Annotated in this window: 20 protein-coding genes; 6 read left to right on the top strand and 14 right to left on the bottom strand. The window is 71.3% G+C overall.

The window, feature by feature from the left end; genetic code table 11:
- From dnaE to CUC05_RS23245, 3 genes are all read right to left on the bottom strand, one after another.
- A partial coding sequence (gene dnaE / locus CUC05_RS23255) for a DNA polymerase III subunit alpha (protein WP_108668536.1) occupies nt 1–2973 on the bottom strand: 2973 nt, incomplete at its 3' end.
- Between the two features lie 149 nt (nt 2974–3122).
- Entirely contained in the window at nt 3123–5174 is a 2052-nt protein-coding gene (locus CUC05_RS23250) for a putative bifunctional diguanylate cyclase/phosphodiesterase (RefSeq protein ID WP_157965930.1), read from the bottom strand.
- Nucleotides 5175–5255: 81 nt separating this feature from the next.
- Nucleotides 5256–5531, bottom strand: a complete 276-nt coding sequence (locus CUC05_RS23245) for a hypothetical protein (protein ID WP_108668534.1) — start codon at nt 5529–5531, stop codon at nt 5256–5258.
- 130 nt (nt 5532–5661) lie between these two features.
- On the opposite strand from CUC05_RS23245, the gene CUC05_RS23240 reads away from it, so the two are divergent.
- Genes CUC05_RS23240 through CUC05_RS23225 form a run of 4 tightly spaced genes read left to right on the top strand, consistent with a single transcriptional unit; the run spans nt 5662 to nt 9609 of the window.
- On the top strand, nt 5662–6213 hold the full coding sequence (locus tag CUC05_RS23240) for a mismatch-specific DNA-glycosylase (RefSeq protein ID WP_205712510.1): 552 nt from the start codon (nt 5662–5664) through the stop codon (nt 6211–6213).
- Between the two features lie 11 nt (nt 6214–6224).
- Complete coding sequence (locus CUC05_RS23235; protein ID WP_108668533.1) at nt 6225–7130, top strand: 5'-3' exonuclease; 906 nt, start codon at nt 6225–6227, stop codon at nt 7128–7130.
- Nucleotides 7131–7162: 32 nt separating this feature from the next.
- Nucleotides 7163–8197 (top strand): proline racemase family protein, encoded by a 1035-nt coding sequence (locus CUC05_RS23230; protein ID WP_205712509.1) that lies wholly within the window; start codon nt 7163–7165, stop codon nt 8195–8197.
- 41 nt (nt 8198–8238) lie between these two features.
- Nucleotides 8239–9609: an NAD-dependent succinate-semialdehyde dehydrogenase gene (locus CUC05_RS23225; protein WP_108668532.1), complete on the top strand. Its 1371-nt coding sequence runs from the start codon at nt 8239–8241 to the stop codon at nt 9607–9609.
- A gap of 2 nt (nt 9610–9611) precedes the next feature.
- Here CUC05_RS23225 and CUC05_RS23220 read toward each other — a convergent pair whose 3' ends face one another.
- On the bottom strand, nt 9612–10112 hold the full coding sequence (locus CUC05_RS23220) for a DUF6328 family protein (RefSeq protein WP_157965929.1): 501 nt from the start codon (nt 10110–10112) through the stop codon (nt 9612–9614).
- Nucleotides 10113–10226: 114 nt separating this feature from the next.
- On the opposite strand from CUC05_RS23220, the gene CUC05_RS23215 reads away from it, so the two are divergent.
- Nucleotides 10227–11003 carry a DoxX family protein gene (locus CUC05_RS23215; protein ID WP_108668530.1) on the top strand — a complete coding sequence of 259 codons (777 nt, stop codon included), beginning with the start codon at nt 10227–10229 and terminating at the stop codon, nt 11001–11003.
- 248 nt (nt 11004–11251) lie between these two features.
- Here the strand turns inward: CUC05_RS23215 and CUC05_RS23210 are convergent, their stop codons facing one another.
- The 3 genes from CUC05_RS23210 to CUC05_RS23200 form a co-directional block, all read right to left on the bottom strand.
- Nucleotides 11252–12256, bottom strand: a complete 1005-nt coding sequence (locus tag CUC05_RS23210) for a DNA topoisomerase IB (protein WP_108668529.1) — start codon at nt 12254–12256, stop codon at nt 11252–11254.
- 129 nt (nt 12257–12385) lie between these two features.
- Nucleotides 12386–15130 (bottom strand): pyruvate dehydrogenase (acetyl-transferring), homodimeric type, encoded by a 2745-nt coding sequence (gene aceE, locus CUC05_RS23205; RefSeq protein ID WP_420810911.1) that lies wholly within the window; start codon nt 15128–15130, stop codon nt 12386–12388.
- A gap of 111 nt (nt 15131–15241) precedes the next feature.
- Nucleotides 15242–16072 (bottom strand): enoyl-CoA hydratase/isomerase family protein, encoded by an 831-nt coding sequence (locus CUC05_RS23200; protein WP_108668527.1) that lies wholly within the window; start codon nt 16070–16072, stop codon nt 15242–15244.
- A gap of 218 nt (nt 16073–16290) precedes the next feature.
- Here CUC05_RS23200 and CUC05_RS23195 point away from each other — a divergent pair, with 218 nt between their 5' ends.
- Nucleotides 16291–16755, top strand: coding sequence for a septum formation family protein (locus CUC05_RS23195; RefSeq protein WP_108668526.1), 465 nt, complete (start codon nt 16291–16293; stop codon nt 16753–16755).
- 17 nt (nt 16756–16772) lie between these two features.
- On the opposite strand, the gene CUC05_RS23190 is transcribed toward CUC05_RS23195, so the two are convergent.
- The 7 genes from CUC05_RS23190 to CUC05_RS23160 form a co-directional block, all read right to left on the bottom strand.
- Nucleotides 16773–17078 carry a DUF3039 domain-containing protein gene (locus CUC05_RS23190; protein ID WP_240606317.1) on the bottom strand — a complete coding sequence of 102 codons (306 nt, stop codon included), beginning with the start codon at nt 17076–17078 and terminating at the stop codon, nt 16773–16775.
- A 75-nt stretch (nt 17079–17153) separates the two neighbouring features.
- Nucleotides 17154–17444 carry a DUF6504 family protein gene (locus tag CUC05_RS23185; protein ID WP_157965928.1) on the bottom strand — a complete coding sequence of 97 codons (291 nt, stop codon included), beginning with the start codon at nt 17442–17444 and terminating at the stop codon, nt 17154–17156.
- 297 nt (nt 17445–17741) lie between these two features.
- Nucleotides 17742–18152 carry a hypothetical protein gene (locus tag CUC05_RS23180; RefSeq protein ID WP_108668524.1) on the bottom strand — a complete coding sequence of 137 codons (411 nt, stop codon included), beginning with the start codon at nt 18150–18152 and terminating at the stop codon, nt 17742–17744.
- 107 nt (nt 18153–18259) lie between these two features.
- A complete protein-coding gene (locus CUC05_RS23175) occupies nt 18260–19018 on the bottom strand; it encodes a PIG-L deacetylase family protein (protein ID WP_157965927.1) in 759 nt (252 codons plus the stop codon).
- A 219-nt stretch (nt 19019–19237) separates the two neighbouring features.
- Entirely contained in the window at nt 19238–20497 is a 1260-nt protein-coding gene (gene rocD, locus CUC05_RS23170; RefSeq protein WP_108668522.1) for an ornithine--oxo-acid transaminase, read from the bottom strand.
- A complete protein-coding gene (locus CUC05_RS23165) occupies nt 20494–21363 on the bottom strand; it encodes a dimethylarginine dimethylaminohydrolase family protein (protein ID WP_108668521.1) in 870 nt (289 codons plus the stop codon). Before CUC05_RS23165 ends, rocD begins: the two co-directional genes overlap by 4 nt.
- 104 nt (nt 21364–21467) lie before the next feature.
- Nucleotides 21468–22109, bottom strand: a complete 642-nt coding sequence (locus tag CUC05_RS23160) for a GntR family transcriptional regulator (protein ID WP_108668520.1) — start codon at nt 22107–22109, stop codon at nt 21468–21470.
- Between the last annotated feature and the right edge of the window lie 8 nt (nt 22110–22117).

Raw genomic sequence — 22117 nt, 5'->3', positions numbered from 1 at the left:
CCTCGCGTGGACGCTCGGGGTTCGATCCTCCTTCAGGCCCTTCACACTGGGGGCTTCGCCCCCAGACCCCCGGCCCTCCGTCCGGTCCTCACCCCTCGCGTGGACGCTCGGGGTTCGATCCTCCTTCAGGCCCACCCCACCGATCGCATCCAGCGCACCCGAGTGGGCCAGCGACTCCACCACCGGCTGGGACAGGCGGGCCCGCAGGCGCAGGTCCTCGATGGAGGTGAACGGCCGGCCGGCCAGGATCGAGTCGATCATGTGGTCGTCGATTCGCTCGACGTCCTGCAGGGCCAACCGGATGCCGTAGCGCCACCCCGGTGTCGCCGCGCCCTTGTCGAAGCCAGCGGAGGGCACGATCCGGTCGCCGTCCCAGCGCCAGCCACGGGGCAGCTCACCACGGCCGCCCAGCTCGGTCGGACGTCGCACCCCCAGCAGCGCCAGCGCCTCGTCCTCGGGAACGACCTCGACCCGGTAGTCCCTGGCCGAGGCGTTGACGTCCAGCGGCAGGATCGCGACGCCGAACTGGCGGGCGTCGTCGAGGATCAGCCGCCGCGGGTACATGCCGGGGTCGTGGGTCAGCACCCCGGCCATGAACTCCGGCAGCAGGTTGGCCTTCAGCCATGCCGAGCGGTAGGTCGGCACGCTGAACGCCGCTGCGTGTGCCTTGCAGAACCCGAAGGAGGCGAACTGGCTGAGCGCGTTCCACAGCCACTCGGCGACGTCCGGGGCGATGCCTCGGGCGGCCGCCCCCGACGTGATCCATCGTTCCAGCTCGGCCTTCTGGGTCGGGTCGCCCAGCCGGCGACGGACCAGGTCGGCCTCGGCCAGGTCGCAGCCGGTGACCGCGGCCACACAGCGCATCACCTGTTCGTGGTAGACGATCACGCCGTAGGTCTCGCCCAGCGCACGCTCCAGCAGCGGGTGGGGCACCCCGCTGCCCTCCTGCCCGTGGCGTCGCCGCAGGAACGGCTTGATCATGTCGCCCTTGACCGGGCCGGGCCGGAACAGGGAGATGTCGACGACCAGGTCGCCCTGGTGCTCGGGCTGGAACTTGCCGATCAGCTCGCGCTGGCCGGGAGACTCGATCTGGAACATGCCGAGGGTCCGGGTCGAGCGGATCAGCTCGTAGGTGCCCTCGTCGTTCCACGGGACGTCGTCGAAGTCCAGGTCGATGCCGCGGGTGCGCCGGGCCTCCTCCACGCAGTGGGACATGCTCGAGAGCATCCGGACCGCCAGCACGTCGAGCTTGCACAACCCCAGGGCCTCGACGTCGTCCTTGTCGTACTGCGCCATCGCGAACCCGGCGGCCGACCGTTCCATCGGCACGATGTCGCGCAGGGTCGCGTCGGCCAGCAGCACCCCCGAGGGATGCAGCGCCACGTGACGGGGGAACCCGTCCATCCGCTCGACCACGTCGAACAGCAGCGCGAGGTGGCCGGAGTCGATGTTGAGGCCCTGCAGCTCGGGCAGGTGGGCCAGCGCCGGGCGGACGTCGCCGGCCCGGACGTGCGGGAAGGACTTGGCGATGTAGTCGACCTCACCGGCAGGCAGGCCCATGGCCTTGCCGACCTCGCGGATGGCCATGCGGGCCTTGAACGTCTCGACCATGCAGACGCAGGCGACGCGGTGTTCGCCGTAGGTGTCCAGCAGGTCGCGGTAGATGTCCTCGCGGCGGGCCGACTCCACATCGATGTCGATGTCGGGCAGCTCGTCGCGGTAGGGGTTCATGAACCGCTCGAACGCCAGGTCGTGGGCGATCGGGTCGACGTCGGAGATCCGCAGCGCATAGGTGATCAGCGACCCGGCGGCCGACCCACGGCAGGCGGCCAGGATGCCCTTGGCGCGGATGCGTCCCATGACCTCGGCGACGGTCAGGAAGTAGGGGGCGAGCCCGAGCTGGCGGACCATGTCCATCTCGCGGTCCAGCAGGTCGGTGTGGATGTCCTCCACCGCCGGGAACCGTTCCTTGATGCCGGTCTCGCAGCGATGGCGCAGCTCGGCCAGCGCCCATCCGGGATCGGCGGCCTGCTCGGGAGAGGCAGAGGCGAAGTCGGGCACCCGCAGCCGTCCCAGGCCCATGTCGACGTGGCAACGATCCGCCACCCACATGGTGTTGGCGAGCGCATCGGGCCGTTCGGCGAAGACCCTGGCCATCTCCTCGGGGGTCTTGAGGTACCCCTCGGCGTTGCGACGGCTGGAGTGGTGCTGGGCCAGCGGCACCTGCTGGCGCACGGCGTCCATGACGTCGGCGACCCTGGCGTCCTCGCGACGCAGGTACCGGGCGGCCTGGTGGGCGACCGCCCGCAGCCCCAGCTCGTCGGCCAGCGCGAAGGTGCGGCGAGCCACGTCGTCGTCGCCGGGCGCCAGGTGGTGGGTGACCCCGACCAGCAGCCGGTCGGGCCCCACGACGTCCATCCAGCGACGTGCCTCGACCCGTGCGGCGTCGCCCCGCCCCTCCCCCAGCAGCCGACCCACGGGCGACCGGTCGGTCAGCATGACGAACAGCCCGTCGGTGGCACCGAGCCGCTGGCTGGCGGCATCCCAGCGCAGGTGCGGGTCGGACCGAACCGAGGACAGGTGGTGCTCGGTGACGGTCCGGTTGAGGGTCGCGAACCCGTCGATGTCGGCAGCGATCAGCGTGACGCGGGGGGCGTCGTCCTCCAGCCACGCCTGGCCCGACCCCGGCCCCATGGCCCGACCGATCCCGCTGGCCGACGCGCGGCTGATCCCCCAGCCGGGACGGTCGTCCTCGGGATGCAGCGCGAGGTCGGCCCCGAAGATGGGACGGACCCCCTCCGCCGCGCAGGCCTGGGCGACCCGCACCCCGCCGTACAGGCCCGCGCGGTCGGCGAACCCGGCGGCCCCGACCCCCATGGTGGCGGTGGCCCTGGCGAGCTCGCGGGGGCGGATCACCCCGTCACGCAGCGAGTAGCAGGTCCTGGATGCGAGGTGCACGAAGTCGGCGGTCATGGCGAGGCGTCCTGGTCGGTCGGCGCGACGGGGAAGGACGACCCGAAGGAGTCGGGGACGAACATCGCGTATCGAACATGTGTTCGTACACCATGAGTGTGGGGTGTGACATCCACGACGTCAACCGGACCCCGGGGACCGTTCCGACCTCAGCCCTCGCTGCGCTCCAGCCCGCCGACGGTGTCCTTCATCTCCGCGATGACCCCACCGAGGTCCTCCGACGCCACCGCCGGCGCCAGCAGGTGCCCCTGCGCCAGCGACACCCCGAGGGCGCGCAGCACGCGGACCTCGCCGGTGTGCTCGACCCCCTCGGCGATCACCCGCAGCCCCAGCGCGTCGGCGAGGGTGAGCACGCCGGCCAGGACACGCTGGGCGGCCGGGTCGCGATCGATCCCACGGACGATGCTGTCGTCGACCTTCAGGACGTCGTTGGGCATGTGGCGCAACCGCGAGAAGCTGGAGAACCCCGCGCCGAAGTCGTCGATGGCGATCCGCGCGCTCGCCCCCCGGAGCGCCGCCACCGCCTCGCGCACCCACATCCCATCGGTGTTCAGCACGTGCTCGCTGAGCTCGATCACCGTCCGGTTGCGATGGACACCGTTGCCCAGCCGGGCGATCAGGCCCTCGAGCCGGTCACGGTCGCGGAACTGGCTGAGCGCCACGTTGACGTACAGGTCGATGCCGAGGTCGATGGGCAGCGTCGACATGGCCCGGTCCAGGGCCCACCAGCCGAGGTCGGCGATGAGGCCCGACGACACGGCGGTCGGCACGAAGACCGACGCGGGCAGCACCCCAAGCTCCGGGTGACGCCAGCGCAGCAACGCCTCGACCGCCTCGACCCTGCCGTCGGCCAGGTCGACGATCGGCTGGAACCAGACCTCGAACTCCCCCTCCGACCAGGCCTGCTCGACCATCGTGGCCGACAGGTCGACCACGGGCCCCGCACCGGCCACGTCGCCGTCGGCGGTGCGGGTCAGGCCCTGGCCATCGGCCTTGGCCAGGTACATCGCGGCGTCGGCACGCCGCAGCAGCGTCGACGGGTCCTCCCCACCCCGCGCCGTGGCCACACCGATCGACACCGACAGCCCGGGAAGCCGAAGGGGCGCCACGAGGTCGCCGTCGAGGTCGAAGGGCCGTCCCAACGCCTCGCGCATGCGCTCCGCCACCTCGTGCACCGCCCGCATGTCGTCCACGTCGGTGAGCACCACGACGAACTCGTCGCCGCCGTGGCGCACGAGCAGGTCGGACGGACGCAGGCATCCACTCAGGCGCCCCCCGACCATCACGAGCAGCCGATCACCCACCACGTGCCCGTGGGTGTCGTTGACCGGCTTGAACCCGTCGAGGTCGAGGAACATCAGCGCGACCCGCCGGCCGTCCCGTTCGGCGCGGCCGAGCGCCAGCCGCAGGTGGTCCGACAGGACGGTACGGTCCGGCAGGCCGGTGAGGGCGTCCCGGCCGATCCGGTCGGTGCCGACGACCCCGGTGACGTGGCTGTCGCGCCGGCGAAGGACCACGAGCAGCCCCACCGGACCGTGCTCGTTGCCGTGCACGCTGACCTCGGCCCGGGCGCTGACCTCCCCCTCCGCACCCCAGAACCGGACGTCGGTCATCACCGGGACACCCGCGAACCCGTCCGCGGCGCCGACGTCGCGCAGCAACCCCACCAGGCCGGGCCGGTCGGCAGGATGGATCGCCTCCCACCAGCCGTCGCCGAGGTCGTCGCCGACCCCGACGCCACGGGTCCGACCCCAGAGGTCGTCCACCGACCGAGCCCGGAGGTCGGTGTCGAGCTCGACGATGCCCAGCGTCTGGCTCTGCGTGGCGATGCGGGCGCGGACCTCGGTGGTCACGGGCAAGTGGATGACCATGGCGCCACCACCGGGCACCGCCGTCACGTGGATCCGGTACCAGGCGAGGCCCTCCGGGGTGTGACAGGCGTAGTCGACCGGCGCGACGGCATGGCCACCGTCGAGCACCCGCCGGAGGACGATGCCGAGGCTGCCCGCCGTGGTGTCCCCGTGTGCCACCACGCGGTCGGCGAGCACGTCGAGGTACCGTTCGCCGATCTCGACGAACGTCGTGCCGTCTGGGTCCCCTGCCGCGATCCGGCGCCACTCGTCGGACGTGCGCACCACCACGCCGTCGTCATCGAGCAGCGCCGCCGCCCACGGGATCCCGTCCATGTGGTGTGTCTGCACCGTGGGGTCACGGTAATCGGAAACCACTGTTCAGCACAAACGATCCTCGTGGATGGCTGAACGGTGTTCGCTGACGCGGGCTCAGGCCGCCCGACGGGAGACGACCGCCGAGGACACGAAGACGCGTTCCCCGTCGGTGTAGCGCAGGCGCTGGTCACCGAGGTCGATGAGGGTGTAGGTCTCGGTGTAGCCGTCGTCGTGTTCGCGCAGCACCAGGTCGCCGGCCACGTGGTAGGTCGACCCCGACCGGGTGGTCACCACGATCTCCCCGGCGGCGCTGCGGCTGGCACCCCCGAGGGGAGCTGACGGGACGGCGGGGACGGGCGCGGGCACGGTCTGGACGGGACGCGGTGGCATCGGGGACCTCCGGATTGGGACGGTGTCCGATACTTCCCGTTGTGGCCCGCGGTGACGCTCCCCCATCCGGCCACCGTCCGGACGGCCCTTGCCCACCGACGCCCTCGTGTGGGCGGTACCGTCGGAGCCCGTGCCGACCCGAGTCCCCGAGCCCGACATGCAGCCCATCGACGACGTCCTGCCGGCCGACGACGCCGACCTTCGGCTGCTCGTCTGCGGCATCAACCCCGGCGTGGCCTCGGCCCGCACCAACCGCCACTACGCCGGCCCCGGCAACCGGTTCTGGCCGGCCCTGTCCGCCAGCGGACTCGTCCCCCACCCCGTGGGTCCCGAGGACCAGCACCTGCTGCCCGGGTGGGGCATCGGCATGACCAACCTGGTGGCCCGCCCGTCCGCGCGGGCAGCGGAGGTCACGAGGGAGGAGCTTCGCGCAGGCGGCCGACGTCTGCTCGCCTTCGTCGCCGAGCATCGCCCTGCCGTCACCGCGGTCCTGGGCGTGACGACCTTCCGGGTCGCCTTCGGGCAGCCACGGGCCCAGCGCGGCCCCCAGCCCGACCGGCCCGACCTCTGGCTGCTCGACAACCCCTCGGGGCTGAACGCCCACGCCACCGTGCCCGTACTGGCCGCTGCGCTTGCCGCCGCCGGCCACGCGGCCGGGTTGTCCGTCACGGGCAGCCACTAGGCTGCCGGTCCATGTACGTCCACCTGATCGACGGCACCTACGAGCTGTTCCGCCACCACTACTCCCCCCGCAACGACGACCCGGAGCGGGGGGCGGTGCGTGGCGTGCTGCGCAGCATGGTCTGGTTGCTGGAGCAGGGCGGACCCGACGGCATCCCGGTCACCCATGTCGGGGTGGCGACCGACCACGTCATCGAGTCGTTCCGCAACGCCCTGTGGCCGACGTACAAGTCCTCCGAGGGGATGCCGCCGGAGCTGACCGCGCAGTTCCACCCGCTGGAGGATGCGCTCCGCGCCCTCGGGTTGACGGTGTGGGCCATGACCGACCTCGAGGCCGACGACGCCCTGGCGACCGCCGCCGCGGAGGCCGCCGCGGACGAGCGGGTCGAGCAGGTGGTCATCGCCACCCCCGACAAGGACCTCGGGCAGTGCGTGGTCGGTGATCGGGTCGTGCAGTGGGACCGGATGCGTGGCACCGTCCGCGACGCCGATGGGGTGTTCGACAAGTTCGGCGTCCCGCCAGCGGCCATCCCCGACTGGCTGGCCCTCGTGGGCGACACCGCCGACGGCTTCCCCGGCATCCCGGGCTTCGGCGCCAAGACCGCAGCCACGCTGCTGACGCGGTTCGGCCGCATCGCCGACATCCCCGCCGACCCGGCCGACTGGGGCAAGGGGGTCCGGGGCGCCGCCCGGCTGGCGGAGACCCTGGCCGGCGCGCGGGCCGAGGCCGAGCTGTTCACCACGCTGGCCACCCTCGTCACCGACGGCGACATCGGCACGACCGTCGACGACCTCGAGTGGACCGGCCCCACCGATGACTTCGCCCAGCTCTGCACGAGCCTCGACGCCGACGACCTGCCCGACCGGGTGGCCGCGGTGCTCGATGCCCCCGCCACCACCGGAGACGTTGCCCTGTGACCGATTCCCGCCCTGTGACCGATTCCCGCCCCGTGACCCACCTCCCCCACGCCCGCCCTCGCGCGCTGACCGTCCAGAGCCACGACTACCACACCGGCGGGGAACCCTTCCGCATCGTCACGGGCGGCATTCCCCCGATCGGCGGCAGAACGGTGCTCGAGCGTCGGGCATGGATCGCCCAGCACATGGACCACGTGCGCCAGCTGCTGGTCAACGAACCCCGAGGCCACGCCGACATGTACGGCGGGTTCGTCGTGCCGCCCGACGACGACGGTGCCGACCTCGGGGTGGTGTTCTTCCACAACGAGGGATACTCCACCGCGTGCGGCCACGGCACCATCGCGCTGGCCACCTGGGCGGTGGAGACCGGCATCGTGCCCGTCACCGGCGACGTGGCCGACGTCGTCATCGACGTGCCCTCGGGCCGCCTGCCCACCCGTGTGCACGTCCGCCCCGACGGGACCGTCGAGCAGGTCGTCTTCACCAACGTCCCCTCCTTCGTCAAGGCCCACGTCGGCATGGAGGTCGACGGGGCCGCGGTCGACGTCGACATCGCCTTCGGCGGCGCGTTCTACGCGATCCTGCCCGCCGCGGCGGTGGACCTGCAGGTCGTGCCCGAGCTGCTCGACGACATCATCGCGACCTGCCGGGACATCAAGGACGCCCTCAACGACAGCGAGGAGTTCGTCCACCCCGAGATCCCCGAGCTGCGCGACATCTACGGCGTCATCCTCGTCGACGAGATGGAGGACGCCGCCGACGGGTCGCTGCGGCAGCGCAACGTGACGGTCTTCGCCGACGGCGAGGTCGACCGCTCGGCCACCGGCTCGGGGACGTCTGCCCGCCTGGCGCTGCTCCACCGGCAGGGGGTCCTCCAGCCGGGTCGGATGCTGCACAACCACTCCATCATCGGCACCGTCATGACCGGGGCCGTCTCCGCCGAGGCGGCCGTCGGCGACTACCCGGCCGTCATCACCCACGTCGGTGGCCAGGCCTTCCCCAGCGGCATGCACACCTTCGTGCTGCGGCCCGACGACCCCCTCGGGACGGGCTTCCTCCTCCGCTGAACGGTGGTTCGAGGGTGCGGCCGTCGGGTACACGAGGGCACATGATCACCACCACCAACCCCGCCGACGGCACGACGATCGCCGAGTACAGCCAGCACGACGATGGGGAGATCGAGGCCCGCCTCGCACGGTCGTGGACCCGGTTCACCGGCGACTGGCGGTCGCGCCCGCTGGAGGATCGCACCCAGCTGCTCGAGCGGCTGGCCGACGTGCTGGAGGACCGCACCGACGAGCTCGCACGGCTGATGACCAGCGAGATGGGCAAGCCGATCCGCGCGGCCCGCAGCGAGGTGGAGAAGTGCGCGTGGTTGTGCCGCCACTACGCCGAGAGCGCCGAGTCCTATCTGGCAGGCCGCAGCATCGAGACCGACGCGGCGAAGTCCTACGTCCGCTACGACCCGATGGGGCCGATCCTGGCCGTCATGCCGTGGAACTTCCCGCTGTGGCAGGTCTTCCGGTTCCTGGTCCCCAACGTCGTCGGCGGCAACACCTGCCTGCTGCGCCACGCCTCCAACGTGACCGGCACGGCGCTGGAGATCGAGCGGATGGTCGGCGAGGCCGGCGGCCCCGACGGGTTGTTCACCACCCTGCTGTGCGACCACGACACCGTGGAGTCCATCATCGGTGATGCCCGTGTCCGGGGTGTCACCCTGACCGGGTCCGACGTCGCCGGTCGTGCCGTGGCGGCGACCGCCGGACGCCATCTCAAGCCGTCGGTCATGGAGCTCGGGGGCTCCGACCCGTTCGTCGTGCTCGACGACGCCGACCTCGACCTGGCCGCCCAGCTGGCCGTGGACAGCCGCTACCTCAACTCGGGGCAGAGCTGCATCAACGCCAAGCGACTGATCGTGGCCGAGTCCCGCTACGAGGACTTCATCGATGCGCTCGTCCACCGGGTCAAGGGGCTGGTCGTGGGGGACCCGGCGAAGGAGTCCACCGACATCGGTCCCCTGGCGTCGGAGGGACATCGCGACACCGTGGCCGACCAGGTCCACCGCACGCTGGTCCATCGCAACGGTGGCGAGGCCGTCGTCGGCGCCACCTCCATCGAGGGACCGGGTGCCTTCTACGCCCCGACGGTGATCCGCGACGTCGACCCCGAGGCCCCGGCCGCGTCGGAGGAGGTCTTCGGCCCGGTCGCGGCGGTCATGCCCGCGGCCGACGACGAGGTGGCCATCGCCCTGGCCAACGCCACCCGCTTCGGGCTGGGCGCGGCGATCATCACGGGCGACGACGAGCGGGGCGAGGCCGTCGCCGCCCGCATCGACGCCGGCATGGTGTTCGTCAACCAGCTCGTCAAGTCCGACCCCCGCCTGCCGTTCGGCGGCGTGAAGGACTCCGGCTACGGCCGCGAGCTGTCCCAGGAGGGAGCCGTGGCGTTCCTCAACACCAAGCTGGTCTGGGTCGACTGACGTCAGTCGGAGTCGGAGTCGAAGGTGAACACGGGGATGCCGAACCACGTCCACGAGGCCAGCAGCCCCAGCACCACGGCCAGGGTGATGGCGACGCCACGGCTGACTACCATCGACGTGGCCAGGTACATGGCGGCCACGATCGCCACCGACGCCAGCACCGTCCCGGCCAGCGCCACGTGCACGGCGGTGCGCAGGTGTTGCTCGTGCTTGCGCGCCACCCGGCCGCCGCGTTCCACCGACCGGACGCGCTGGTGGGCGCTGGGGGCGATCAGGAGGACCGCAGAGGACGCCGCCGCCACCAGGGACACCAGGTAGGCGCCCCGCTGGTACTGGTCGAGGTCGGTGAAGCCTGACTGGAAGGGCAACGTCAGCAGGAAGGCGACCAGCACCTCCACCCCCGGCAGCGTCGTGCGGAGCCCCTCCATCAACGACCGGAACTGCTCCTCCACGGAGCCGTCCGTGCCCACCTCGTCGGCCGTCCTCGGAGTACCGTCGCTCATGCGACCAACTCTTGCCGATCGGCCCGGACCACAAACACCGATGTTTCGATCCCACGCGCGCGTGGGCAGGTCAATGGCCAACACCAGCGAGTCCCTACCACCCTGGAGCCACACATGATCCGTCATCTCGCCCGAGCCATGATGGCCGGCATCTTCATCTACGGGGGCGTCGACGCCCTCCGCAACCCCGGGTCGAAGGTCCAGGCGGCCGAGGCCGCCGTCGACACCATCCCCGACGACGTGCCGTTCCCGCCCACCGACGACGCCGAGCGGATGGTCCTGGCCAACGGCGCCGTCCAGGTGGTCGGTGGTGGCCTGCTGCTGTTCAACATCCTCCCGCGCCCGGCGTCGCTGGCCCTCGCCGGCAGCCTCGTGCCGACCACCATCGGCGCGCACCGCTTCTGGGAGGCCGAGGGCGACGAACGCCAGGCCCAGCTCCTGCACTTCCTCAAGAACGCCGCGATGTTCGGCGGCCTCGTCATCACCGCCATGGACACCCAGGGCAAGCCCGGCGTGGGCTGGCGCGCCGGCCACCTGGTCGACCGTGCCGGCCACGAGGCGGAGTGGCGTGTCCGCGAGGCCGAGCTGCTCAGCCAGCTTGCCCGCGCCCGCGCGCAGGGCAAGGCCGACGTGGCCCGGGCCAAGGCCCACACCAAGGCCGCCGAGACCCGTGCGGCCGTCTCCGACATCAACGCCCGCACGGTCGCGCCGGCCCGTCAGGCCGTCAAGGACACCAAGCGGAGCGTCCGGGCCCTGAAGGCCACCGGCCGGACCACCGGCAAGGTCGTCGGGAAGACCCTCACCGGCGTGGCCGGGGCCGCGGGCAGCGGCGTCTCCATGGCCGCCCGCGGCGTGAAGTCAGCGGTCAACTCCGTCCGAAGCGACGGCTGAGCGCAGCCAGCAGGCCCATCGGGGCCACCACGAGCAACAACGACGCACCGCCGGTGGAGTCGTCGGGCACCGCCCGGCCTCCCCGGCGGTGTTGCCGTTCCTCGCCACGTCCCTGATCCACGCCAGGGCGTTCTCCACCACGTACCAGCCGCCGTGACGGCGGAGGAGGGCGGCCCGCACGATGGTCCCCTGGCTCGACGGAGATCGGTCGAGCGGGTCTTCGACGCCGGTGGTTCCGAGTCCTGCCGTCAGTCCGCCGGCGTGGCGATCCAGCGGTCGAGGAGGGGCGGGACGGCGTCCAGCAGCTTGACCAGGGCCCGTTCGCGTCGGTCGAACCGGGTCGAGGAGCGCGACACCTTCCACGTGTCGACCAGCAGCTCCGGGTCGGCCTCGAGGACGCTGGGGTGCACGTAGCTGGACCGCGCGACCGCACGGGTGTTGCCCAGCTTGGCCGCGGCGGCGTCGACGGCCGCGACGGGGTCCGGCTCGTCCCCCGCGAGGATCGGCAGGACCATCGCCTCCAGGGCCACGGCGCTGCCGCCCCAGGTCCGGAAGTCCTTGCAGGTCATCCAGCCAGCGGTCAGCTCGGCCAGCAGGGCGTTGGCGTCAGCGGCGCTCAGTCGGTGCAGCTCTCCCTCGGCGTGGACATGGAAGAGGGTGTCGGAGGCCAGCTCGAGCTGGTCGAGCACCTCCGCCAGCAGCTCGTCGGTGACGTGGACCTCGCGCTGCACGCCGGACTTGCCGGGGTAGGACAGCGTGACCTGCCGGTCGCGGACGTCGACGTGGTCACGCTGCAGGGTCGACACCCCGAAGTGGCCGTGCTCCTGCACCGACCGGGGTCCGCCGATGCGTGCCATGCCGCTGTCGACCAAGCGGACCATCGCCGCGGTCGCCTGCCGGACGGGGTCCGTCCCGTCCAGCAGCAGGGCGTCCAGCTCGCGACGCAGGTCCGTCAGCCGGCTCCCCATGCCACGCAGGCGGTCGAAGTTGGCCATGCGCCGACCCTCGGTCCAGCGGTCGTGGTAGCGGTACTGGCGCCGTTCGGCCTCGTCGAGGCCGCGGGCCTGGACGTGCCCGTCGGGGGTCGGGCAGATCCAGACCTCCCGCCAGGCCGGCGGCACGGCCAGCGACAGCACCCGTTCGCGTTCGGGCCCCTCGAGCAGCCTGCCGTCGGGCCCGTGGAAGCTGAAGCCCTTGCCCCGGCGGACGCGGGTGATGCCGGGCAGGTCCTCGGCCACGTAGGTGAGGCCCACACGGTCGGCGAAGACAACGGGGTCGAGGGCGGTGATCGGAGAACTCCCTGTGCGGCGGGCTGGTGCGTCGCCGAATGGTGTTCCCCGATCACGGGGCCCTGACTCCTCCCCTGTGGTTCGGGCTGGTCCCTACCGGTGGGTGTGCAGCTCGTCCCAGACGCGCAGCTCCGGGTCGATGCCGTAGCGCTCGATGGCCTCCGCCGCCAGCTCGGCCTTGACCTCGCCGGCGAGGCTCAGCTCGTGAAGGGCCGCGACGACGATGGACTCGGCGTCGATGCGGAAGATCCGACGCAGCGCCTCACGGGTGTCGGACCGGCCGAACCCGTCGGTGCCGAGGATGGCGAAGCGGCCGGGGACGAACGGCTCGACCAGGCCGGGAAGGGCCTTCTGGTAGTCGGTGACCGCGATGAAGGGACCACCGCGGGACGCCTCGAGCTTGCGGGTCATCAGCGGCACCCGCGGCTCGGCCGTGGGGTGGTCGCGGTTGGTCGTCATGCAGTCCACGCCGTCGCGGTGCAGCTGCACCCAGCCGGGGACCGACCAGATGTCGGCGGCGACGTCCCACTCCTCCCCCAGCATCTGCTGGGCGCGGAGGGTCTCCTTCATCGCCGAGCCGCTGGACAGCAGCTGGACGCGGTGGTTGCGCTCGTCGTCGTAGGTGGCGTAGCGGTAGATGCCGTCGAGGATCTCCTCCTCGTCCAGGCCCTCCGGCATGGCCGGCTGCACCGTCGGCTCGTTGTAGACCGTCACGTAGAAGATGACGTCCTCGGGGTCGTCACCGAACATCCGGTTGATCCCGGCCTCGGTGATCGTCGCCACCTCGTAGGCGAAGGAGGGGTCGAACGCCTCGACGGCGGGGTTGGTCAGCGCGTACAGCGGCGAGTGGCCGTCCTGGTGCTGCAGCCCCTCACCGTTGAGCGTGGTCCGTCCGGCGGTCGCCCCGATCAGGAAGCCACGGGCCCGCTGGTCGGCGGCCTGCCAGATCGAGTCGGCCGTCCGCTGGAACCCGAACATCGAGTAGAAGATGTAGATCGGCAGCATCGGCTGGCCGTGGGTGGCGTAGGACGAGCCCACCGCGGCGAAGCTGGCCATCGAACCGGCCTCGGTGATGCCCTCGTGCAGGATCTGGCCGTCGGTGGCCTCCTGGTAGGACAGCAGCATCGCCTTGTCGACCGACTCGTAGTTCTGGCCGTGCGGCGAGTAGATCTTCTCCGTGGAGAACATCGTGTCCATGCCGAACGTGCGGGCCTCGTCGGGGATGATCGGCACGATGCGGGGGCCGAGCTCGGGGTGCTTGAACAGGTCCTTGAGCAGCCGGACGAACGCCATCGTCGTGGCGACCTCGCTCTTGCCGCTGCCCTTCTTCAGCTCGCCGTAGGCGTCGTGCTCGGGCAGGTCGATGCCCTGGTACTGCACCTTCCGGGTGGGGATGGGGCCGCCGAGCTCGGCTCGACGCTCCATCATGTAGGCCATCTCCTCGGAGTCCTCGCCGGGGTGGTAGTACGGCGGCAGGTCACCCTCGAGGTCGCTGTCGGGGATGTCGAGGTCGATGCGGTCCCGGAAGGTCTTCAGCGCCTTGCGGGTCAGCTTCTTCATCTGGTGGGTGGCGTTGCGGGCCTCGAAGTCGGGGCCGAGGGTCCAGCCCTTGATGGTCTTGGCGAGGATCACGGTCGGCTGGCCGGTGTGCTCGGTCGCGGCCTTGTAGGCGGCGTAGACCTTGCGGTAGTCGTGGCCACCACGGTCGAGGACGGGCAGGTCGGCCTCGGTCAGGCCGGACTCGTCGAGGATCCGCTTCAGCTCCGGGGAGTTGAAGAAGTGCTCGCGGATGTAGTCGCCGTCCTTGGTGGTGTAGGTCTGGAACTGCCCGTCGGGGGTGTTGTTCATCCGCTCGACCAGCGCACCGTTGACGTCGAGGGACAGCAGCTGGTCCCACTTGCGGCCCCAGACGACCTTGATGACGTTCCAGCCGGCCCCGCGGAACAGGCTCTCGAGCTCCTGGATGATCTTGCCGTTGCCGCGGACCGGGCCGTCGAGGCGCTGCAGGTTGCAGTTGACGACCCAGACGAGGTTGTCGAGCTCCTCGCGAGCGGCGACGGTCAGCGCCCCCTGTGCCTCGGGTTCGTCCATCTCGCCGTCACCGACGAACGCCCACACGCGCTGCTGGGAGGTGTCGGAGAAGCCGCGGTTGTGCAGGTAGCGGTTGAAGCGCGCCTGGTAGATCGACCCGAGGGACCCAAGGCCCATCGAGACCGTGGGGAACTCCCAGAAGTCGGGCATGAGCCGAGGGTGGGGATAGCTGGACAACCCGCCGGGCTGGGACTCCTGCCGGAACAGGTCCAGCTGCTCGGTGGTCAGGCGGCCCTCGAGGAAGGCGCGGGAGTAGATGCCGGGCGAGCCGTGGCCCTGGATGAACAGCTGGTCGCCGCCGCCCTCGTGCTCCTTGCCGCGGAAGAAGTGGTTGAAGCCGACCTCGTAGAGGCTGGCGGCCGAGGCGTAGGTGGCGATGTGTCCGCCGACGCCCACGCCGGGTCGCTGGGCGCGGGTCACCATGACCGCGGCGTTCCAGCGGACGTAGGCGCGGATCCGGCGCTCGATGTGCTCGTCACCCGGGAAGTCGGGCTCGCGCGACGGCGGGATGGTGTTGATGTAGTCGGTCGATCGCAGCGCGGGGACGCCGACGCCGGCCTCCCGGGAGCGCTCGAGCAAGCGCAGCATCAGGTACCTGGCGCGTTCGCGTCCGTGGTGTTCGACCACAGCGTCGAGTGAGTCGACCCATTCCTGGGTCTCGGCGGGATCCATGTCGGGCAGCTGGGTGGGCATGCCGTCGGTGATGATGCGCTGGGGGTCGCCCTGCGGGTTCGCGGTCTCGCTCATGTCGTCCTCCATGTGACCGGTCTGGGGGCACAGACTAGTCGAGTTGACACCGACGTCGACTCGATCAGCCGGTTTGTGGCCTGACAGGCCAAATGGGTCGTCGGGGTGGGGTCACTCCGAGGCGGGGCCTGTGAAGCGGGGCGGCCGCTTCTCCTTGATGGCGGCGACGCCCTCGTGGACGTCGGGGCCGGCGAAGCCCATGAACTCCAGGGCGAGGGAGGTGTCGAACGTCGGGCCGGCCTGGCGCAGCCACTGGTTGAGGGAGTACTTGGTCCAGCGGATGGCGCTCTGGCTGCCGTCGCGGAGGGTGCGGGCGACGTCGTGGGCCTCGGCATGCAGCGCCTCCTCGTCATCGACGACCAGGCTGATCAGGCCCATGCGCTCGGCGTCCTCGCCGCTCATCGGGCGGCAGGTCAGCAGGTAGTACTTGGCCTTGGCCATCCCGATCAGCAGCGGCCAGATGATCGCGGCGTGGTCGCCCGCGGCGACGCCGAGCTTGGTGTGGCCGTCGATGATCCGGCAGTCCCTGGTGGCGATGGACACGTCGGCCAGGACACCGGCGACGAGACCGGCCCCGACGGCGACGCCGTGCATGGCGGAGATGATCGGCTTGCTGCAGTTGATGACCTCGTAGACCAGGTCGCGGGCCTCCTTGAGCACCCGGACGCGGGTCTCGAAGTCGTTGGCCATGTCGGTGACGAGGTCGAGGTCCCCGCCGGAGGAGAACGCCTTGCCCTCGCCGCGGATGATCGCGACCTTCGTGGCCGGGTCGCGGTCGATGGCCCGCCAGACGTTGGCGAGGTCGCGGTGCATGTCGTGGCCGGCCGCGTTCAGGCGGCCGGGGGTCGACATGACGATCTCGAGGAGGCCCTCCTCGGGACGGGAGAACCGGAGGCTCTCGAACTCGGCGTAGGGCTGCAGGTCGCTGGTCGTCTCGTCCATGCGGCAGACCGTATCCGAGACGTGGCGAGCCACGTACGCATCTCACCGGCCCACGGGGGTCGCGTCGGGTGGTTCGGGCCCGAAGGTCACCTGCGCCGCCGTCGGTCTGGCGTACGGTCGTGGGAGTTCACGATCGGTGCCACCGGGCGATAGCGTCCGGAGCAGCGCCGGTCACCCAGACACCAGGCCAGACACCCCAGCCAGAGAAAGGCCCGCACATGCCTACCCCGATCCGGCGGTCACCCATGGTGATCGTCGCGTTCCTCGCCCTCGCCGCGTTCGGGTCGGCGTGCAGCCAGAACGCGCTGGAGTTCACCATCGGCGAGTGCGTGAACCTGCCCGACGGCACCCAGATCAGCGACTACGAGACCGTCGACTGCGGCGAAGCGCACGACGCCGAGGTCTACGCGCTGCCCCAGCACCCCGACGGCCCGGACGCGGCCTTCCCCGGGCAGAGCGTCCTCGAGGAGTTCGCCGACGAGCGCTGCAAGCAGGACTTCGAGGCCTACGTGGGCATCGAGTACAACCAGTCGACCATCTACTCCACGGCGCTGACGCCGTCACAGGAGTCGTGGGACGGCGCGGAGGACCGCGAGATCGTCTGCCTGCTGGTCGGCGAGCCGCTGGAGGACTCCAGCGGCTTCGCGCAGCTCACCGGGTCCAAGGAGGGCTCCGGCGAGTAGCCACCCCCCGGGGCGGGCTACTGGTCGCCGTCCCCGCCACCGTCGCCGCCCCGGCCCTGCAGCTGGTTCTTGACCCGCTGGCAGTCGGGACAGACGGGGTACTTCGAGCCGTCGCGGCTGGGGACCCACTTCTTGCCGCAGAGGGCACGGATCGGCACGCCGGTCACCATCGACTCGGTCACCATGGCCTTGGGGTTCTTGCCCCACACGTAGTGGGCGAAGCGATCGTGGTCACCCTCGTCGGTGGTGACCTGACGCTCCTCGACGCGGGTCTGCTCGTCGATGTCGGGCATGACGATGGGGCCCTTGGTGGACGTGGACATGACGACACCTCTGGATCGGTCGTGTGCGCGGGGCGACCAGCGTACCGATCGTCCCGACCGGTTCAGGCCCGACTGTCAGTCCCAGACACGGTCCAGGCGCCACTGCCCGTCCTCGGCCACCAGCTCGTAGATCCCGCGTGACGGCGAGCCGTTCTGCGCCTCGACACGCCACAGGTCCCGCTGGGGCACCTCGACGCCCCCACCCGACCAGTAGGCCGCGTCCTCGCGCCAGTGGCCCAGCACGGTCAGGATCCGGTAACGCCCACCCCGCCAGGTGAAGCCGGTCGGGGGCGGCTGGGCGCCGTCGACCTCAACCGAGACCGCCGCGGTTTCCACGGTCACCGCCTCGCGGTACCGCTTCGTCATCGTGGCCACTCCGTCATCCCTGTCACCTCCAGCTCGTCCGGCGGTGCCGCCGGGGGCGTTCGATGACCGTGCGGGAAGGACGGTGACGGCGGGTGGCCCACGCCTTCCCCGCGTGTGCCACCCGCCCTCACGGACGGTCTCCCGAGGGGCGATCACTCGTCCCTGCAGGAACCGCGATCGTACACCTGTTCGAGTGGGGCGACAAGGTCGGATCAGGGACGCGACGGGCGCACCGGTGACCGTCGGGCCACCGGAACGCACGGGCGAGGGGCCGGAAGCGCCCGCCGTCGGGCCGGATCAGCTCAGGATGGCCGGGGCCAGGCGACGGGTGAGGCCGTCCAGCGTGGCACGCACCGCGGCGACCTCGATGTCGTGGTGAACCAGCGCGGCGCCGAGCAGGGTCTCGGGGTGGGCACGACCCAGGGTTCGCAGCTCGACGGCGACGTTGATCACCGCATGCCCCTCCCCGCGGTCGTCGGACCGCTTGAACAGCTCCACCCACGCCAGCGACAACTCGTAGCCGTCGGGCAGCAGCCGGTCGACGGCCTCGCAGGTCGCCACGCCCGCCGCCTGCATCGTGTCGTCACCGATCACGTTGCCGAACCCCGACGCCACCAGGCCCTCCATGTCGAGGTTGACCTCGACGCAGGACCGGTCGGGGGTCACGCGGATCACGCTGATGATGGGACGGAACGTTGGCTGCAGCATCGAGACAACTCCACTGGGATCGGGCACACGAAGACGCCGTACACCCCCATCGTCACTCGTGCGTGACTCCTGAGCACTCCCAGTGAGGAAAAGGTGAACCGACGCCGTCAGGACGGCAACGCATCGATGGGTCCCGGCGGCCCGTGCCGGACGAACCACTCCCACCCGTAGACGTCGGCGAACTGCTCGGGCGGCAACATCGGGTCGGCGTCGGGGATCTGGCTGGCGTGGGCGGCCATCGCCCGCCACTTCGTCTCCAGCACGGCACGGCAGTCCACGGTCGTGGAGATCATCGCCGTCGGCAGGCCGATGGCCTTGCGGGACTCCAGCGACCGGTTGGCGCCCTCGACGAGGTGCACGTCCACGAAGTGCAGGTACTCGTGGTCGACCGTCGCCTCGTAGGTCGTGGCGATGCCCGCACGAGCAGCGGCCAGGCCACCGACGCGGTGGACCTGCAGGTGGTCGGCATGGGCGTAGATGCCACCCGGGTCGTAGTGCACCAGGACGTCGGCGCCCTCCTGCGCACAGATCGTCGCCAGCCGGTCGGCGGCCTCCTCGACGTCACAGGCGCCGAAGGCCAGCGGATGGTCCTGCGCGTCGCTGCCCGCCACCCCGGAATCGCGGAACCCGAGGAAGCGCACCGCGTCGACGGCCAGCAGCTCGGCGGCGGCGTGGGTCTCGGCCTCACGACGGTCGGCGATCGACTCCCCGGCCGGCAGCGGGAAGCGCGGCGTCCCCTCCTCCCCCTTGGTGGCGGTGACCAGCACCACCCGATGGCCTGCCGCGGCGAGGAGGGCCATCGTGCCCCCGGTGAAGATGGCCTCGTCGTCGGGATGGGCGTGCAGGAAGACGATGGTCGTGGTCACCCCACGATCCTCGCAGCCCCGCTCGGCCCGGTGCACACTCGACCGGACAGGGCCGCCCACACCGCCGCGCTGACGGCTGCGCCGAACGCGGATGGCCACCCCGCCCGACGTCCTGGACGCCTGCGGGGTGGCCGCTGGATGAACTCCTCGCCCACGCGCGGCGAGAGGTTGAGCTACACCACCGCGATCAGCTGCGCTACAACACCGCGATCAGTTGCGCTACAACACCGCGATCAGCTGATCGACGATCCAGTCGGCTTCCTCCGGCGTGATCACCAGCGGCGGGGCCAGGCGGATGGTCGTCTCGTGGGTGTCCTTGGCCAGCAGGCCGCGCTCGAGCAGCTGCTCGCACAGCTGGCGGGCGGACAGTTCGGCGTCGACCATCTCCACGCCGAGCCACAGGCCGTGGGCGCGGATCTCCTTGACCCGGGGCAGGTCCGCCGCGGCCAGGCGGTCGGCCATGCGCTGGCCGAGCTCGGCCGCACGCTGCTGGAACTCGCCGGTCCGCAGCAGGGCGATGACCTCGCGCCCGACGGCGCAGGCCAGCGGGTTGCCGCCGAAGGTCGAGCCGTGCTGACCCGGGCCGAACACGCCGAGCACCTCGTCGCTGCCGACGACGGCCGACAGCGGCACGATGCCGCCGCCGAGCGCCTTGCCCAGCAGGTACAGGTCGGGGACGACACCCTCGTGCTCGCAGGCGAACGTCTTCCCCGTGCGCCCGAGGCCGGCCTGGATCTCGTCGGCGATCATCAGCACGCGCTGCTCGTCGCAGACGTCGCGGACGGCCTGCAGGTAGCCGGCAGGCGGCACGACGACGCCGGCCTCGCCCTGGACCGGCTCGAGCAGCACGGCCACGGTGTTCGGGGTGATCGCGTCGCGGATGGCCTGCGCCGAGCCGTAGGGCACCCGGACGAACCCGGGGGTGTACGGCCCGAAGTGATCGTGGGCGACCGGATCGTCGGAGAACGACACGATCGTGGTGGTGCGCCCGTGGAAGTTGCCCTCCATCACGATGATCTCGGCCTGCCCGTCGGGCACGCCCTTGACCTCGTAGCCCCACTTGCGGGCGGTCTTGATGCCCGTCTCGACGGCCTCGGCGCCGGTGTTCATCGGCAGGACCCGGTCCATGCCGCACAGCTCGGCGAGCTCGGCGCAGAACGGGCCGAGCTGGTCGTTGTGGAACGCCCGGCTGGTGAGGGTGACCCGGTCCAGCTGGGCCTTTGCGGCCGCGATCAGGCCGGGGTGGCCGTGGCCGAAGTTGACCGCCGAGTAGGCAGCCAGGGCATCGAGGTACCGACGGCCGTCGGCGTCGTGCACCCACGCGCCCTCGGCGGTGGCGATGACGACGGGCAACGGGTGGTAGTTGTGCGCCCCGTGACGGTCCTCGAGGTCCAGCAGGCGCTCGGCGGCCGAGCCGGTCGGCGCGGCCTCCACGGTCCCGGTGTCGACGGTGGGTGGTGCGGTCAGGTCAGCGGTCATGCGGCCTCCAGCGGGGTGGGCTCGATGGTGCTCGGGGCGACCGTCAGCTCGGTGTCCAGCGGCAGGGTCAGGCAGCGGACGGCGCCACCGGCCTTGGCGAACTCGCCGACCTCGACCACGACGACGTCGAAGCCCCAGGCCTCGAGCTGGCGGCCGACGCGCAGCGGGGCGGCCGGCATGATGACGGTGGACCCGACGACGATGGAGTTGGCGGCGAAGGTGGACGCCTCCTCCTCGGTCAGCACCAGGGCCTCGGGGATGCGGTCCAGCACCCGCGCCGCACCGGCGGCGTCGTAGGCATCCGGGAAGACCAACGCGCGCCGGTCATCCAGCGGGCACAGCGTCAGGTCGACGTGGTACCAGCGCAGGTCCGCGAGGTGGACGGGGATGATCTCGCGGCCGGTCAGGCGGTGAAGGTCGGCGTGGGCGATCTCGTTGGAGCGAGCGCCGTAGCCGACGACCATCGCGTCGGCCAGCGGCATGGCGTCACCGAGGCCCTCGAGCAGGGCCCCGTCGGACAGCGCCTGGACCTCGAACCCGTGCCGCAGGGCCCAGCTGGAGACGTGGCCGATCTCCTCGACCCGTTCGGCGTGGCGCATGCGACCGGCGATGAACGTCGTGCCGTCGACCACGCCGGCGTTGGCGGTGAAGACCATGTCGGGCAGTCCGGGCTGGGCGGGGTTGACCTCGACCTCTCCCCCGGCGCTGCGGATCGTGTCCACGAGGTCCTGCCACTCCGCCATCGCGCGGTCGGGGTCGACGGTGCCGCCCATCCAGGGGTTGATCGCATACGCGACCTGGAAGTGATCCGGGGGACACATCATGTAGCGACGTCCCCACCCCAGCGCGCGAGTCTCCTGGACCATTCCTGACCTCCTCGATCGTCTGACTGTCTGATTGTCCGACAATCCTAATCGAGACGCGAGGGCATGTCGACCCCCGCGTGCCACCGACCCCTCGGGGAGTCCGGTCAGGAGGGGGTGTCGGCCGGCTGCTTGGCGACGGCGAGGAGCGTGGGGCGCGACCGCTGCAGGTGCCGGCGGGCCGCGGCGAGGTACCCGTCGCGGTCGCCCGCACGAGCGAGCTCGAGCAGGTTGGCGTGCTCGGCCACCTTGTCGGTCTCGGGGACCTGCCCCTCGGCGGTGACCAGCAGCAGCCGCATCTCCGCCTGCATCTGGCTGTGGAACGCGGTGATCCGCGGGGACCCGAGCGCCTGGACGAGGCCGTGGTGGAACTCCTCGTCGGCTCGTGCGGCGGCACGCCAGTCCCGGGCCTGCACCGCCTCCTGCATGGCCTCGAGCGCCGCGGTGGCGGCGTCGTGGGTGTGCGGGCCAGCCGCCGCGACGGCGCGCTCGATCATCATGCGGGCGCCGAGGAGGTCCTCGACGTCGGCGACGGTGTGCTCGGTGACCACGACGCCGCGGTGGTGCTCGTGGGACAGCAGCCCCTCGGCGACCAGGCCCTTGATGGCCTCGCGGATGGTCGAGCGGGCGACGTCGAACCGTTCGCTCAGCGCAACCTCGCGGAGGGAGGTTCCCGGACGCAGGGCGCCACCGAGGATGTCCTCCCTGAGCTCAGCGACGACCTGGTCGGTCAGGCTCACACGTTCCACGGCCGTTC

The organism is Euzebya rosea, from assembly GCF_003073135.1.
In the GTDB taxonomy this organism is placed as follows: Bacteria; Actinomycetota; Nitriliruptoria; order Euzebyales; family Euzebyaceae; genus Euzebya; species Euzebya rosea.
This window is presented reverse-complemented; position numbering and strand designations above follow the sequence as displayed.

Excerpts from the sequence above, each read along its gene's own strand:
- CUC05_RS23245 (WP_108668534.1), bottom strand. The coding sequence starts at position 5,531 with ATGCCACCGCGTCCCGTCCAGACCGTGCCCGCGCCCGTCCCCGCCGTC.
- CUC05_RS23235 (WP_108668533.1), top strand. The coding sequence starts at position 6,225 with ATGTACGTCCACCTGATCGACGGCACCTACGAGCTGTTCCGCCACCAC.
- CUC05_RS23225 (WP_108668532.1), top strand. The coding sequence starts at position 8,239 with ATGATCACCACCACCAACCCCGCCGACGGCACGACGATCGCCGAGTAC.
- CUC05_RS23220 (WP_157965929.1), bottom strand. The coding sequence starts at position 10,112 with ATGAGCGACGGTACTCCGAGGACGGCCGACGAGGTGGGCACGGACGGC.
- CUC05_RS23215 (WP_108668530.1), top strand. The coding sequence starts at position 10,227 with ATGATCCGTCATCTCGCCCGAGCCATGATGGCCGGCATCTTCATCTAC.
- aceE (WP_420810911.1), bottom strand. The coding sequence starts at position 15,130 with ATGAGCGAGACCGCGAACCCGCAGGGCGACCCCCAGCGCATCATCACC.
- CUC05_RS23200 (WP_108668527.1), bottom strand. The coding sequence starts at position 16,072 with ATGGACGAGACGACCAGCGACCTGCAGCCCTACGCCGAGTTCGAGAGC.
- CUC05_RS23195 (WP_108668526.1), top strand. The coding sequence starts at position 16,291 with ATGCCTACCCCGATCCGGCGGTCACCCATGGTGATCGTCGCGTTCCTC.
- CUC05_RS23190 (WP_240606317.1), bottom strand. The coding sequence starts at position 17,078 with ATGTCCACGTCCACCAAGGGCCCCATCGTCATGCCCGACATCGACGAG.
- CUC05_RS23185 (WP_157965928.1), bottom strand. The coding sequence starts at position 17,444 with ATGACGAAGCGGTACCGCGAGGCGGTGACCGTGGAAACCGCGGCGGTC.
- CUC05_RS23180 (WP_108668524.1), bottom strand. The coding sequence starts at position 18,152 with ATGCTGCAGCCAACGTTCCGTCCCATCATCAGCGTGATCCGCGTGACC.
- rocD (WP_108668522.1), bottom strand. The coding sequence starts at position 20,497 with ATGACCGCTGACCTGACCGCACCACCCACCGTCGACACCGGGACCGTG.
- CUC05_RS23165 (WP_108668521.1), bottom strand. The coding sequence starts at position 21,363 with ATGGTCCAGGAGACTCGCGCGCTGGGGTGGGGACGTCGCTACATGATG.